Origin of the sequence: Desulfitispora alkaliphila, from assembly GCF_050433185.1 — a bacterium.
Classification (GTDB): domain Bacteria; phylum Bacillota; class Desulfitisporia; order Desulfitisporales; family Desulfitisporaceae; genus Desulfitispora; species Desulfitispora alkaliphila.
The window spans coordinates 86,924-101,703 of record NZ_JBNPXS010000006.1; the positions used below are offsets into that span (position 1 = coordinate 86,924).

General features: G+C 40.1%; 15 protein-coding genes. 12 read left to right on the plus strand and 3 right to left on the minus strand.

What is annotated here, in order from left to right:
- Position 1: 1 nt before the first annotated feature.
- The 9 genes from prfB (at position 2) to GGQ84_RS03935 (ending at position 9,444) form a co-directional block, all read left to right on the plus strand.
- Positions 2-1,106 (plus strand): peptide chain release factor 2 gene (prfB, locus tag GGQ84_RS03895; RefSeq protein ID WP_429159411.1). Its coding sequence is split into 2 segments (ribosomal slippage): positions 2-70 and positions 72-1,106, totalling 1,104 coding nucleotides; the frame shifts between segments, so codons are not numbered across the junction.
- Between the two features lie 199 nt (positions 1,107-1,305).
- Positions 1,306-2,154, plus strand: coding sequence for a YitT family protein (locus tag GGQ84_RS03900; RefSeq protein WP_429159413.1), 849 nt, complete (start codon positions 1,306-1,308; stop codon positions 2,152-2,154).
- A 22-nt stretch (positions 2,155-2,176) separates the two neighbouring features.
- Complete coding sequence (locus GGQ84_RS03905) at positions 2,177-2,980, plus strand: transketolase (protein WP_429159416.1); 804 nt, start codon at positions 2,177-2,179, stop codon at positions 2,978-2,980.
- Between the two features lie 47 nt (positions 2,981-3,027).
- Positions 3,028-3,966, plus strand: a complete 939-nt coding sequence (locus GGQ84_RS03910) for a transketolase family protein (RefSeq protein WP_429159418.1) — start codon at positions 3,028-3,030, stop codon at positions 3,964-3,966.
- 135 nt (positions 3,967-4,101) lie between these two features.
- A complete protein-coding gene (ftsE, locus tag GGQ84_RS03915; RefSeq protein WP_429159421.1) occupies positions 4,102-4,788 on the plus strand; it encodes a cell division ATP-binding protein FtsE in 687 nt (228 codons plus the stop codon).
- A complete protein-coding gene (gene ftsX, locus GGQ84_RS03920) occupies positions 4,778-5,665 on the plus strand; it encodes a permease-like cell division protein FtsX (RefSeq protein ID WP_429159424.1) in 888 nt (295 codons plus the stop codon). The genes ftsE and ftsX overlap by 11 nt, the downstream gene beginning before the upstream one ends.
- Positions 5,666-5,693: 28 nt before the next feature.
- Positions 5,694-6,842 (plus strand): murein hydrolase activator EnvC family protein, encoded by a 1,149-nt coding sequence (locus GGQ84_RS03925; protein WP_429159427.1) that lies wholly within the window; start codon positions 5,694-5,696, stop codon positions 6,840-6,842.
- Between the two features lie 190 nt (positions 6,843-7,032).
- Positions 7,033-8,178 (plus strand): S41 family peptidase, encoded by a 1,146-nt coding sequence (locus tag GGQ84_RS03930; RefSeq protein WP_429159429.1) that lies wholly within the window; start codon positions 7,033-7,035, stop codon positions 8,176-8,178.
- Positions 8,179-8,196: 18 nt separating this feature from the next.
- Complete coding sequence (locus GGQ84_RS03935) at positions 8,197-9,444, plus strand: PDZ domain-containing protein (RefSeq protein ID WP_429159432.1); 1,248 nt, start codon at positions 8,197-8,199, stop codon at positions 9,442-9,444.
- A 73-nt stretch (positions 9,445-9,517) separates the two neighbouring features.
- Here the strand turns inward: GGQ84_RS03935 and GGQ84_RS03940 are convergent, their stop codons facing one another.
- The 3 genes from GGQ84_RS03940 to GGQ84_RS03950 form a co-directional block, all read right to left on the minus strand.
- The gene (locus tag GGQ84_RS03940; RefSeq protein ID WP_429159435.1) at positions 9,518-9,856 is read right to left on the minus strand and encodes a phage holin family protein; all 339 of its coding nucleotides are present in this window, start codon (positions 9,854-9,856) and stop codon (positions 9,518-9,520) included.
- Between the two features lie 117 nt (positions 9,857-9,973).
- Positions 9,974-11,473 carry an ammonia-forming cytochrome c nitrite reductase subunit c552 gene (locus GGQ84_RS03945; RefSeq protein WP_429159464.1) on the minus strand — a complete coding sequence of 500 codons (1,500 nt, stop codon included), beginning with the start codon at positions 11,471-11,473 and terminating at the stop codon, positions 9,974-9,976.
- 40 nt (positions 11,474-11,513) lie between these two features.
- On the minus strand, positions 11,514-11,993 hold the full coding sequence (locus GGQ84_RS03950; protein ID WP_429159438.1) for a cytochrome c3 family protein: 480 nt from the start codon (positions 11,991-11,993) through the stop codon (positions 11,514-11,516).
- A gap of 213 nt (positions 11,994-12,206) precedes the next feature.
- Here GGQ84_RS03950 and GGQ84_RS03955 point away from each other — a divergent pair, with 213 nt between their 5' ends.
- The 3 genes from GGQ84_RS03955 (at position 12,207) to GGQ84_RS03965 (ending at position 14,680) form a co-directional block, all read left to right on the plus strand.
- Entirely contained in the window at positions 12,207-12,395 is a 189-nt protein-coding gene (locus GGQ84_RS03955) for a hypothetical protein (RefSeq protein ID WP_429159441.1), read from the plus strand.
- A gap of 191 nt (positions 12,396-12,586) precedes the next feature.
- The gene (hcp, locus tag GGQ84_RS03960; RefSeq protein ID WP_429159444.1) at positions 12,587-14,230 is read left to right on the plus strand and encodes a hydroxylamine reductase; all 1,644 of its coding nucleotides are present in this window, start codon (positions 12,587-12,589) and stop codon (positions 14,228-14,230) included.
- Positions 14,231-14,263: 33 nt separating this feature from the next.
- Positions 14,264-14,680 (plus strand): RrF2 family transcriptional regulator, encoded by a 417-nt coding sequence (locus GGQ84_RS03965; protein ID WP_429159447.1) that lies wholly within the window; start codon positions 14,264-14,266, stop codon positions 14,678-14,680.
- Positions 14,681-14,780: the final 100 nt, after the last annotated feature.

The following is a 14,780-nucleotide window of genomic DNA, read 5'->3' on the forward strand; positions in this document are numbered from 1 at the left end:
AATGATTTCGGATTTTACCAGGGAAAAAGAAGATCTAAAAAAAAGACTAAGTGAAATGAGGGCGTCTCTTTGACTTGGGTAATAAACAAGTTGAGATAGATAAACTGGAAGAGCAAATGAATAAGCCTGACTTTTGGGACAATAGGGAGCAGGCCCAGAGTATAGTGCAACAGGTTAATAGATTAAAAGAAGTAGTTGGAGACTATAAAGACTTAGAAACCAAGTTGCAGGATTTAGAAGAGTGGTTGGAACTAGCTGCAGAAGCTGAGGAAGACAAAAGTCTCTTGGCAGAGGCAGAGGACTCTTTAAAAGAACTTAGGGAAGGTGCGGGGGCCATGGAACTTGAGATTATGCTCAGTGGCCCTCACGATGGAAATAATGCCATCTTCACCCTACATCCTGGAGCGGGAGGAACAGAATCTCAAGACTGGGCAGAGATGTTGCTAAGGATGTATACCCGTTGGTGTGAAAAAAAGGGATATCAAGTTGACATTTTGGATATGTTGCCTGGTGATGATGCAGGTATCAAGAGCGTAACGTTATTAGTTAAAGGAAAAAATGCCTATGGGTATTTAAAAGCGGAGCGGGGTGTTCACCGCTTAGTTCGAATATCGCCCTTTGACTCTTCTGGTAGGAGGCATACTTCTTTTGCTTCAGTAGATGTGGTTCCTGAGGTGGAGGAAACTGAAGATGTGGAAATTGATTCATCTGAGCTGAAAATAGATACTTATAGAGCTGGCGGTGCAGGAGGACAACATGTGAACAAAACAGATTCCGCAGTTCGTATAACCCACCTTCCTACTGGAATAGTGGTACAGTGTCAAAACGAGCGCTCCCAGATGAATAATCGAAATGTAGCAATGAAGATATTAAAGGCCAGACTTTATGAAAAGAAGCTAAGGGAACAGGAAGCAGAGTTGGAAGCTCTGCGAGGAGAGCAACAGGAAATAGCATGGGGAAGCCAAATTAGATCCTATGTGTTTCATCCTTATAGTATGGTGAAGGACCATCGCACTAATGTGGAAGATGGTAATGTTGAAGGAGTTATGAATGGTCAGATTGACAAATTTATAGGGGCCTACTTACAAAAGACGACTAGTGTATAGTCGTCTTTTGTTATACCATAGGAAAGTTCTACTTTTCATCGGCATAAGTGTGTGCAAAGAAAGCTTGCTTTTTTCGACAAATTTCACGAAAACATAGGAGGATTTTTAAAACTTTTCCCGAAAGTTAACAAATTGACTGCTAAAATATAGTATGCTGAGGCAAAATAAAGTAGGTGCTGATAAAGGCAGGTGAATTAGATTGAAATTAAGAACAGCAGGAGAATATATAGGTTTAACCTTAGGATGTGCAGTTACTGCCTTAGCTCTAGTATTATTTCTTATCCCAAATAAAATTGCTGCAGGTGGTGTTAGCGGTTTTGCTACTGTGATTTTTTATGTAGCTAATATTCCTGTGGGGCTTACTATGTTAGCAGTAAATATACCATTGTTTATAATGGGATTTCGGCGGATGGGGATGAGCTTTGGTATTAAAGGAATATATGGAGCAGTAGCCTTATCATTTGCCGTTGATTTTTTTAATCCAAGACTAGAACCGATTACAACAGACCCCTTACTGGCAAGTCTCTATGGTGGGATTTTAGTGGGGGTTGGACTAGGCATAGTTCATCGTTCTAGAGCTACTACAGGTGGGACTGATTTGGCTGCTCAACTTATGAGCCGCAGCTTCAAGATAAGCATAGGTCAGAGCTTACTGATTATAGATTTTTTAGTTATTGCTTTTGCTGGGATTGTTTTTAACATTGAGCTTGCTCTTTATGCCTTGTTATCTCTATTTGCTACATCAAAAATGATTGACTTGATTCAGGAGGGTGTAGGCTATGTGAAGGCTGCTTACATAATTTCCAATAAAACTGATGAAATAGCTAAAGCAATAGTTGAAGAGTTAGACCGAGGTGGAACCGTCCTCAAGGGAGAGGGTATTTATACTGGAGAAGAACGCAATATGCTCATGTCAGTAGTCAGCAGAACAGAGTTATCCCAATTAAAGGAATTAGTGCATCAGATAGACCCTCACGCATTTGTTGTTGTTGGGAATGTGCATGAAGCTCTAGGTGAAGGTTTTAAGAAAATAGACGGACATAATTAACAAATTAGGAGGTAATCTTTAAATGAATAACTTAGTTGAAAAAGCTAAAGAAATTAGGAGAGACATAGTCAATATGATTACAGAAGCGGGATCTGGTCACCCAGGTGGCTCGCTATCCGCAGTAGAAATATTGACGTACTTGTACTTTAAAGAAATGAACGTAGACCCCAAGAACCCAAAAGATGAGAACAGGGATATATTTATCTTGTCTAAAGGGCACGCAGCACCAGTACTTTATGCAACGCTAGCTGCCAAGGGATACTTCCCCAAGGATGAATTGGGCAAATTGAGAAAATTGGGGAGCATGCTACAGGGGCATCCAGATATGGAAAGAGTACCTGGAGTAGAAATGTCCACAGGCTCACTGGGACAGGGACTTTCAGTAGCCAACGGCATAGCTATGGCAAATAAGCTAGATGGTAAAGAAAATAGAGTTTACGTACTGCTCGGTGATGGAGAGGTTCAAGAGGGACAAATTTGGGAAGCTAGCATGGCTAGTGCCCATTACAAGCTGGATAATTTAGTGGCATTTTTAGACTATAATGGGCTTCAAATTGATGGACCTGTAGATCAGGTAATGGCATCGGACCCACTAGCGGATAAGTGGCGTGCCTTTAACTGGAATGTAATTGAAATTGACGGTCATGACTATGAACAAATTGAGAATGCCATCAATGAAGCAAAAAAGGTAAAGGGAAAACCCACTATGGTTATAGCTAAGACTATCAAAGGTAAAGGAGTTTCCTTTATGGAAAATCAAGTAGGATGGCATGGGGTAGCATTAAAACCCGATGAACTAGAACGAGCGCTAGAGGACTTAGCATAAGAAAAACATGAGGAGGTGAATACCCGGTGAATTAACCGGGTTAAGATATGAGTACAAAAGTAGCTACCAGACAAGCTTATGGAGAGACACTAGTAGAACTGGGTGCAGAAAATGAAAATATAGTGGTTTTAGATGCAGACTTATCACAGTCTACAAAAACTGTGATGTTTGCTAAGAGGTATCCAGAACGTTTTTTTGATATGGGCATCGCGGAACAGAACATGATGGCTACTGCTGCTGGCTTTGCTGTAGCAGGTAAGATACCATTTGCCAGTACATTTGCCATGTTTGCCACAGGGAGAGCATTCGAGCAGGTTAGAAACTCTATTGCTTACTCTAAGGTAAACGTAAAAATTGCAGCAACTCACTCAGGAATTACAGTGGGCGAAGATGGAGGATCACACCAGACTGTTGAGGATATAGCTATAATGAGAGCTATCCCTAATATGAGCGTCTGGGTCCCAGCAGATGCCCCTCAAACTGCAGCCATGATTAGGGCAGCAGTAGAATATGATGGACCAGTCTATATTAGGCTAGGTCGATCTGGAGTACCTGCAGTAAATAGTCAAGATTATAAGTTCAACTGGGACAAAATTGACGTACTACAAGAGGGGGCGGATGTAACTATTTTTGCTACAGGCATAATGGTTGCCATGGCCCTAGAGGCAGCTGAAACTCTTAAGGCAGAGGGAATTGCAGCTAACGTAGTAAACGTACACACTGTAAAGCCTTTGGATAGACAAGGTATTATAGAGCAAGTTAAGAAAACCGGTGCTGCGGTTACGGCAGAGGAGCACAATATACTTGGCGGAATGGGTAGTGCTGTGAGCGAAGTTGTAACAGAAGAGTGTCCAGTACCTGTGATTAAGGTGGGCATTAAAGATACTTTTGGAGAGTCGGGCAAGCCGGCTGAACTCCTAGAAAAATACGAGTTAACTCCTGCAGCAATTGTGAAAGCAGTAAAAAAAGCAATTGACTTAAAATAATTACCAGTTTTTTTCAAAACAAACTAAAAGGAAAACAATCTTTTATGTCGAAACAACTCTTTATATGGGTTGTTTCTTCTTTTTTTGCGTCAAAAAGTCATACATAATTGAAACACAATGAGGAGTGACTTAATTTTGATACAGCTTTTTAATGTTACTAAGGTATACAGTAATGGGGTGAAGGCTCTTAACGATGTGAGCCTCACTATTAATAAAGGTGACTTTGTCTTTATAGTTGGACCTAGTGGTGCTGGCAAGTCAACATTTATGAAACTTCTTTATCGAGAGGAAAAGCCTGACAGAGGTCAGATTTTAATAAAAGGGAAAAGCATAGTTAGAATGAAAGACAAGGAGGTTCCTTTACTACGGCGAAGCATTGGGGTTATTTTTCAGGATTTCAAATTATTATCCGATAGAACCGTTTATGAAAATGTGGCCTTTGCCATGGAAGTGGTGGAATCCTCTAAAGAAGAAGTGGAAAGACGAGTTCCTAAAGTATTAGAAACCGTAGGCCTAAAGGGTAAGGAGTATCGCTATCCAGGTCAACTCTCTGGTGGAGAACAGCAGCGTGTTGCTGTGGCCAGAGCTATTGTTAATAATCCGGATCTATTAATAGCAGATGAGCCCACAGGGAATCTCGATCCAGACAACTCTTGGGAGATCATGGATTTACTCGTGAAAGTCAACAAACGTGGCACTACTGTAGTGATGGCAACTCATGCCAAGGAAATAGTAGACATGATGAAAAAGCGAGTTATCGCCATAGAGAAAGGCAAGGTAGTTCGGGATCAAGAGCGGGGGAGGTATGGTTATGAAAACTAGAACCTTCTCTGGTTTGTTAATTCAAGGTTTTAAGTCTTTGTGGCGAAATGGATGGATGAGTTTAGCATCTATAGGCACCGTTACAATTACTTTATTTTTATTTGGCATGTTTTTTTTACTTATATTAAATACTAATTACATTGCGGATACAGTTGAGTCTGATGTAGAGATAGCTGCTTTTCTAGACATGGAGTTAGATCAGGAACAAGTTGAAGTAATAGGGCAACGACTAGAAAATATTAATGGCGTTGAAAGTGTATTGTTAGTAACAAAGGAAGAGGCTTTAGAAGATTTACAACAGCAGTTTGGACGGGATCATGATTTAGTAGGAGCTTTAGACGGAAAAAATCCCCTTCCCGATTATTATAGGATTAAAACGGAAGAGCCTCATCAAGTGGCTTTGATCGCAACTGCAGTAGAGCGAATGGTTGAAGTTGATGAAGTGAGATATGGGCAAGAAGTAGTGGATCAACTGTTTAGTGTTACAAAATGGGTGAGAATTGTGGGAGCAATAATTATGGGATTATTGTCTTTGGCTGCAGTTTTCTTAATAGCCACGACAATTAGATTGACAGTGTTTGCTCGTAGACAAGAAATTGGAATTATGAAGCTGGTAGGGGCAACTAACTGGTATATTCGGTGGCCTTTTATCCTGGAGGGAACTTTCTTAGGACTGTTAGGTTCTGTATTGGCAATATCAGTATTGAGCGCGGCTTACTTTGGGTTAATCGGTCAGTTGCAAACGGCAATGCCTTTTATACCCTTTATTGGAGATAGTGATAATCTGATTATGTTGTTTGTTGGTATGCTTGTGGCAGGCATGGTTTTAGGTGCGATTGGAAGCTTAGTGTCTTTGCGTAAATTCTTAAAGGTATAACAATAAAATAATAGTGTGAGAGGTGAAAATGTTGAAGGTTATCAAAAGGTTTCGCTGGATAATTGCATTTTTTGTTGGAGTTGCAGTAATAGCTACAGTATTACTACCTGTTTCCGCTAATGAACTTGAGAGATTACAAAGGGAACAGCGACAGCTACAGCAGGATATTGACAGACAACAGCAGGAGTTAACTCAAAACAGGCAACAGCAACAACGAACTGCCAATGATATCTACAGATTAGAACAAGAAATAGAGAAGACTAGACAAGAAATAGCTAGTTTAGCGGGAGAGCTAGAGGAGACAGAAGCTAAAGTAGAACTAACCCAGTTGGAACTTGAAGAAGCTGAACTGCGCTTAGATGAGAGAACTGATGCGTTAAGTGCTAGGGTCAAAGAGATTTTTATCAACGGTCAAGTGAATTATTTAGAAATACTGTTGCAATCCAGTAATATTAACGACTTCTTAACTAGGTTTGCTTTGTTAGAGCGATTGATGGAGCAGGACATGGCATTAATGGAGGAAATAGAAGCAGAGCGGCAATTGATTGCTGCTAAAAAGCTGGAGCTAGAAGAGCAACATGCCAGAATTGCAAAAATTAAGCTAGAAACTGAGAAAAAAGAACAGCAAATGGTCGCTCAGAACAGGGAAAGACAAAACTGGCTTGCTTCCCTTAAGACAAACGCAGCTACTATGGAGGAAGCCTTGGATGACTTGGAGAGGACATCTAAGCAGGTAGAGAGTACTATTAGGCAACTGCAATTGTCTAGTAGAGGGGATGGAATTACGGGAATTGCCAACTGGCCTACACCTGGATATACTAGAGTTACTTCTGACTACGGTCCAAGAATACACCCCATAACCGGAACCAGGAGAACGCACACTGGTATTGACATTGGAGCGCCTACAGGTGTAAATATAGTGGCAGTAGACTACGGAACTGTGATCTATAGTGATTGGTTAGGTGGGTATGGTAAGACTATAATGATTGATCATGGGAATAATATCTCTAGCTTATATGCTCACCAGTCTAGTTTGCTAGTGAGAGTAGGAGATACAGTGGACCGAGGTCAAGTTATTGGAAAAGTGGGGAGTACAGGGCAGAGTACGGGGCCTCATTTACACTTTGAAATTAGGAGAAATGGAGTTCATACCAATCCTTGGCCATACTTGCGTTAGAATACATAGAGATAATTATACAAGCTGTGACTTCACCGGTCACAGCTTGATTTTTATACCGATGGAAAATATAAGATTGTGTTATGATTGGTACAAAAAATTGTAAACTGGCTTAGATTGTAGTAGTATATATATATGATGCTTCATATATATACCACATAAAATTTATTACAGCTGGTAGGTGAAAAATTTGAACGATAATGGAAGAGCATTAAAGGGTTTTATAGCAGGAATAATAGCAACCATGTTGTTGTTATTTGTGGTGACTGGCTACTTCTTGTTTAGTGTTAATGAACACATGGGAAGAGCTGTCAGAGTTATCTCTATATTAAAATCAGAATCCCTGGAAGGAGTCACCTCTGAACAGATGTTTGAAGGGGCGATTAAGGGAATAGTGGGATCTCTAGAAGACCCCTACTCAGTGTATATGGATCCTCGGGAATATGAACAACTGGAGACCAACATGGGCGGTAGCTACGGCGGTGTAGGTATCTGGGTAGGTATGCAAGAGGGAAATAGATTGACTGTAATCTCTCCAATTAAGGGTTCGCCAGCTTATGAAAAAGGGTTAGAACCTGGAGATGTAATTGTGAGGATTGGGGACCTGGATACTTCAAGCATGGATATGGACACAGCTGTGGAGCATATGAAGGGTGAGCCTGGAACTGAAGTAGTTTTGGGGATACAGCGGTCTGAGCAGAGAGAGTTATTAGAAGTAGCTATAACAAGAGAAATTATTAATATACCCTCTGTAGAAGCGGAAATTATGGAGGATCACCCTAATATAGCATATATAGATATGATAATGTTTAGTCATACTACGGCAGGGGACTTGGCTGGCCTTCTAGCAGAACTAGAGCAAACAGGTTATGAGGGAATAGTTTTAGATTTGCGAGACAATCCTGGTGGAAGTCTAGAAGCAGCTATTGAAGTATCAGACTTTTTTGTTCCTGAAGGTCCTATTGTCCACATAGTGAGTAGTAGGGAAAATGTACAAATTGATGCAACAGGCAGTAGAATTGACAAACCACTAGTAGTATTAGTCAATGGAGGAAGTGCTAGTGCATCAGAAATTGTAGCAGGGGCTATTAGGGATTCTGGTGCAGGAACAGTAGTTGGAACAAAAACTTTTGGTAAAGGTTTGATTCAAACAGTATATGAGTTAGATGGTGGAACAGCAGTTAAGCTGACAACGGCCAAATATCTAACTCCGGACAAACACGATATAGATAAAAAGGGAATTGAACCTCAGCATAAAGTAGAAGCTGACCCGGAAGCAGGTAAGGATGTGCAATTAGAAAAAGCCATAGAGATTTTGAATGAAAAAATTAAATAGAGAAAGGTAGGCATTCACTTGACACTGGATACCGTTGTGCAGCTGGCCAATTTAATAATGTTAAATTTTGTGACTATTATATTTTCGCCCTTTTTTTGGCTGATTGCCTTTGTTGTGTATATGCAGTATAAACGGATTAACAGCCAGAAAGAGAACATGTTTGGCATAAAAGGCGATAAGGCTTGGCCTCATGTGATGGTGGCTACAGTCCATGGTATTATTGGGGGCTTGATAGGTAGCTTTATTATAGTAGCTTTAGGGATATCTCTATCAGGCATTGGGATCCAGTATATTTGGATGCTGGCTATAGCCTTAATGCTTATAAGTCCGCGTTTTTTGTGCTTTGCCTATGCTGGTGGGATTATTTCTTTAAGCTACTTACTTTTTGGGTGGCCGCAAGTGGAGATTCCTCAGCTCATTGGTTTAGTTGCAACATTGCATATGGTTGAAAGTGTCTTAATAGCAGTAAGTGGACATCTGGGTGCTCAACCCATATACACAAAGTTAGATGACGACAGGATAGTGGGAGGGTTCACCTTACAAAAATTTTGGCCAATACCTTTAGTTGCACTCTTTATTATGACTGCACCGAATATAACTGAGACAGCCAATGGCATTGCTATGCCCGACTGGTGGCCTTTAATAAAGTCAACTGCTATTGATAATGTGGATAATTTTACCTATGCAATGTTTCCAGTAGTTGCAGCACTAGGATATGGGGACTTAGCGCTTACGTCGAGCCCCAAGGAAAAGAGTAAAAAGTCAGCTATATATCTGGGAATCTATAGCTTAATTTTGTTAGGGTTGGCCATACTAGCTTCCTACTACCCTATGCTAGCAGTTGTTGCGGCTCTCTTTAGTCCTTTGGGTCATGAACTAGTCATTAAGTTTGGTCGCGATGTAGAGTTTAAAGGAGAACCAAAGTACGTGATGCCTAAACAAGGAGTAATGGTATTAGAAAAGGCGTACGATTCTCCGGCAGATCGGGCTGGATTGAAGACAGGAGATACTATTCTCGCGGTTAATGGATTTCCGGTAAATCAAAAAGCAGAACTAAGTGAAGTATTATACTGGGGTGGTACTGCTTTGGAGATAGAATACATTGAAAATGTTACAGGTACATTTAAAAGAGAGTTAGTTAGAAAAAAATACCGTGAAGACTTAGGTGTAATCTTAGTGCCAGAAGAGAATGAGATATATTATGCGGAATTAAGCAATAAGGGATTGCTACGGCACTGGTGGGATAATGTAAGGAAAAAAGATTAATGTGATAATGGATAAAAAAGCAATCTGACCGTATATATTAACGGCAGATTGCTTTTTAGATTAAACATAACCTTTACTTAACCAATCCGTTAGCAATTGTACTGATAACAGACATCACAATTGTACCTAGTATAGCTGGCACAAAGCCTGATACTTCAAATCCTACAACAGCAGAGCCAACCATATATAGCATGGTAGCGTTAATTACAAAGGTAAATAACCCTAACGTCAAAATAGTAATGGGCAATGTGAGTAGAAAAACAAGTGGCCTTATCAAGGCATTAACTATTCCCAGAACTAGCACAGCTATTAAGGCAGATCCAAAGCCTGCTACAGTTATTCCTTCGATAATATATGCTGTTAAAATCAGCGAAAGTGCATTAATTCCCCATCTAATAAGTAATCCAGTCATTGCTACAACACCTCCAGTATTTCTTAAGTTATATATTATATACAGAGCGGGTGTTTTCCTGCAGAAAAAAATGGCCCGCAACATTTATGCGGGTCATTTTTATTAAGGGAGAAGCTTTTAATTTCCGTCAATTCTTTCATTAAGATCCCAAATTGGATCTGCCTCTGGTAGTAGGGGCAAGTATTGGAACCATTTATGAGATTCTAAATGCTCTTTACTTTGCTGTAGCTTGCGGCTGTGTTCCATGATAGGGGGAACAATTTCTTTAATATCCCCTTCTAAATCAGGAGCAATAGCATAATTAGTTGCTTTTTTAGCAAGATCTACTGCTTTTTGACTAAATTGCTGGGACTTAGCTAATGTATCTAATGCTTTTTGCGGGTTGTGGAAGCCTACACTGTTTTCCGCAGATACATAATCCCAGAACCATTGTCCCTTGCGAGTCAGTTCCCGGGCCTCTTCCATCAGTTCGTCATAGTTAGCTCGCTTTTCGCCTTCGAATTCGGAAGCTAACCTTATTGCTTCATGTGCCTTCACAGATATTTCTTGAGCAATAAGTAGCTGTTCCCATGTTTTTTCCTGAGTATAAACTACTCGATCTTTTAAATACTGAGCGTCTTTGTCTGCGTGACAAGTGCGACATGATTGCTCAATTGTCTTCAGTGGTGATGTCCACTGATGAGAAGAAATTTTCTTCTTTCCGTCTACTCTGATATAGGGCATATGACAGTCTGCGCAAGATACGCCTGCGGCACCATGAGGACCGTCAATCCAAGTTTCGAATTCAGGGTGTTGCACTTTTAGCATTGGAGTGTCCGATACTGGATGAACCCAGTCGGCAAATGCGCCTTCAAAGCCTTTTTCCTCTGAGCCTTCGCTCTTGTATTTATACATGTCTTCTGGGCCGAAGCCTTCATCCCATGGGAATGTTACTTTTGCTGCTACTCCTACATCTCCTGACTGGAAGTAATACTCTACATGGCATTGGGCACAAACATAGGAACGCATTTCATTTTTAGAAGCTTCTCTCCAGTCAATATCCAGTCGTTGCAAGGCTTCATCTAAAGGCTCGCTAGTAATTACTAGTTCCATTGTTTCTGCATCATGACAAAGATTACAGCCGATGGCGTGATCCTCTATGTCATGTAGTTCTCTGAAATCATTAAATTCTTGTGACCAAAATTCATCCCCGTAGTCCTCCAAAAGTCCTGGAACTTTATTGGATTTACAGTTGTAACATGATGAGGGAAGACCTGCGCTTTCACTGTAATTATCGATGCGGTCGATATGAAATATATCTTCTAGTGCGTAAGTGTGTCCCCGGGCACGCTTGTACTCGTAGCTAAAGGGATAACCTAACCATAGGTTTTTCAAGTAGGGTTGTGCATACTTATAGCCCTGGGGTAGTGGATTTATTCCGTCATGCTTGTCGTGAGGGACAGAGCCACCATATTCGGTCATCTGGGTGTCATCATTGTTGTTTAAATAACTTGCGTAGTGGAGGGGAAAAACCTTGCCAAATTCAGAATTTCGGACTTCATCTGCATCTAAGCCTGTATCGTAAACAGGTGTTGAAGTATCAGGAGTAGTCCCACACCCAACAAAAACAAAAGCCATTAACACAGAAATAATAGCTACTGAGAAAAACAATTTTAACTTATTCACCGGCTACCTTCCTTTCTCCAATCGGATTTTTATTAAAGTGGGGAACATGTCTGTGACAGTCTACGCAGTAATCTTTGGAGTCCATAGCCACATTTTTGTTTGTCATTTCATGACAATTGAGGCAATTATCATTTACAATATCCCGAGTCTCATTTGTAGCGTGAATTACATCAGGTACATTTCCTGTAGTGTTTTTATAAATGTCCTTTGCACCAGCTTTTGCTTTGAAGGCCATCTTAGGTATGGTGTCATGTGGTGCATGACAGTCATTACAAGAAATGCTAGCATGCACAGATTGTTCATAAGTTCGGACGGCTTCATTCATTACGTGACAGCTTCCGCAAAATGCAGCTTCATCTGTGGCTTTCATGGCAAATCCTGTCCCCACATACAGAACTATCAGAGCTGCTAAAGCTACCGTTGCCAGAAACCACTTGTTGGCGCTTTTAAGTTGTTGTTTTAGTTTCTCCACTAACTTCACTCCTTTCACATGCCCGTATTAACCTATATGGTAATTTTAACAATAAATACTTACACAGATATTACTTAAATATTAATAGAATATTACAATTTGAATCAAGCTGAGGAAAATGTGAAAAGTTTGTGTTCTAAATATTTATATTGAAATAATGAATTTGGTCTGATATATTAATATGTGAAAATAAATTTTAATGGGGGCTATACTATGTCCGAAAATAAAGGTAAGCTAGAAACTGATGCGACAGAGGAGAAGAAGGAGCAAGAAGAGCCTGATATATTTGAAGGAATAGACGCAAAAAGACTTTTTAGAATGTGGCTTAGAGGAGCGATTTTTCTAGCGATAGTTTGTTTTATTATTCTTTATTTTGATCTTGTACCTCCATTGATAGATTAAAGTGACACGAAAAAATAAGAGCATTCTCTCGATAATTTGAGGGAGTGTTCTTTTTATTATCCCTCAGTATGCTATATGAATTAAGTTATTTAGATAAATTAAAACAAAAGGGAATATTTTGGTAAAATATATTGACATTCGGATACCACAATACTAAAATGTGGTTAACACTAACTAAGGGGGTATAAATTATGAGTATGTTTTGTTTTCAATGTCAAGAAACTGCTAAAGGCACAGGCTGTACTGTTAAAGGGGTATGTGGTAAGCCAGATGACGTAGCTCGACTGCAGGACCTTTTGGTTTATGTGACAAAGGGAATTTCCCTATACTCTGTTAAGGCTAAAGAAAATGGGATTATTGATGCAAAAGCAAATGAATTTATTACTGAAAGTCTTTTTGTCACCATTACTAACGTTAATTTTGATCGAGCTAGCATATTATCCCAAATTAAAGTGGGCTTAGAGCTTAGAGATCAGTTGAAGCAGAAACTTCAAGATGAAAGTATAAGTGTGGCAGACATTAGGCATGATGCGGCTCTGTGGCAAGGAGAGACAGAGTCAGAGCTAGAAGAAAAAGCAGCTCAAGTGGGTATTCTTGTCACTGAAAATGAAGACGTACGATCACTTAGGGAAATGCTTACATACGGAATTAAGGGTGTTGCTGCTTACGCAAAACATGCCTATGTGCTAGGATACAGAGATGAAGAGGTTTTTGAATTTATGCAAAAGGGACTAGCAGCCACTTTAGACGATTCTCTTTCAGGAGATGAACTGACAGGATTAGTATTAGAGTGCGGTGAAATAGCTGTCAAAACTATGGCCTTGCTAGATAAAGCAAATACAACTACCTATGGTACGCCTGAAATTACTAAGGTAAACATAGGCGTAGGTCAAAGACCAGGAATTCTGATAAGTGGTCACGACTTAAAGGATATGGAGCAATTATTAGAGCAAACCAAGGATACAGGTGTAGACGTATATACACACAGTGAAATGTTACCTGCGCACTATTATCCAGCCTTTAAAAAGTATGAGCACTTTGTGGGTAACTACGGGAACGCTTGGTGGAAGCAAAACGAAGAATTTGCTAAGTTCAACGGGCCTATTCTTATGACTACAAATTGTATTATCCCTGTGAAGGAAAGCTATAAAGACAGAATTTATACCACTAGTGTTGTAAAATACCCAGGTGTTAAGCATATTGATGCAGGCTCAGATGGGAAGAAGGACTTCAGTGAAATTATAGCACAGGCAAAACAGTGCGATGCACCTGAAGAATTAGAAACTGGAGAGATTGTAGGAGGGTTTGCTCACAGTACGGTTCTAAGCGTAGCAGATAAGGTGATTGAGGCTGTGAAGTCTGGGGCTATTAAGAAGTTTGTAGTTATGGCAGGCTGTGATGGACGCATGAAGAGCCGTCAGTACTATACTGATTTTGCACAGGAATTGCCTGAGGATACAGTGATTTTGACAGCGGGATGTGCTAAGTACCGCTACAATAAGCTGGACTTAGGTGATATTGGTGGAATCCCTAGAGTGTTAGATGCGGGGCAATGTAATGACTCCTATTCCCTAGCTGTTATTGCTCTTAAGCTAAAAGAGGCTTTTGAGTTAGAGGATGTTAATGAATTACCAATCTCTTATAACATTGCCTGGTATGAACAAAAGGCAGTTGCAGTGCTTTTGGCTCTTCTATCTTTAGGTGTTAAAAATATTCACTTGGGACCAACACTTCCAGGATTCCTTTCACCTAATGTGGCTAAAGTATTAGTAGATAAATTTAATATATCTGGGATTAGCAATGTAGAAGAAGATGTGGTAAAATTAACTCGGTAATTTAAACTTTAGCTAATTCAGGAGATGGTTGTGATGGCAGGGGTCGTAAAGATTTCAGAGATGGTGAGCATAGCATTACACAGTATGGTATTCATAGCTGCAAAGGGAGAAGCTGAAAGGATCAATGCCAGGACTATTGCTGAGGCTACAGGTGCTTCGGAAGCACATTTATCTAAAACCTTACAGCGTTTAGTGAAAGCGGGATTGGTTCGCTCAGTTCGAGGCCCCAAAGGGGGATTTGTCCTTGCAAAAGCGGCTAAAGATATTTCCTTACTAGATGTATATGAGGCAATCGAAGGCCCCCTTGTAGATGATGACTGTCCCCATTTAAAGGAATGCGCTTTTAAGACATGCATCTTAGAGAATATGAACAAAAGAATGAATAGAGAGTTTAGTGAATTCTTAAATCAAAAAAAGTTAGATGATTTTAAGGGTTATTTAACAAAATAACTCTCTATCGAGTAGGAGGTAGATAATTATTTTATCTACCGTCCTCTCACACCACCAAGCATACCGTTCGGTACTTGGCGGTTCATTAAGTTAATTGCAT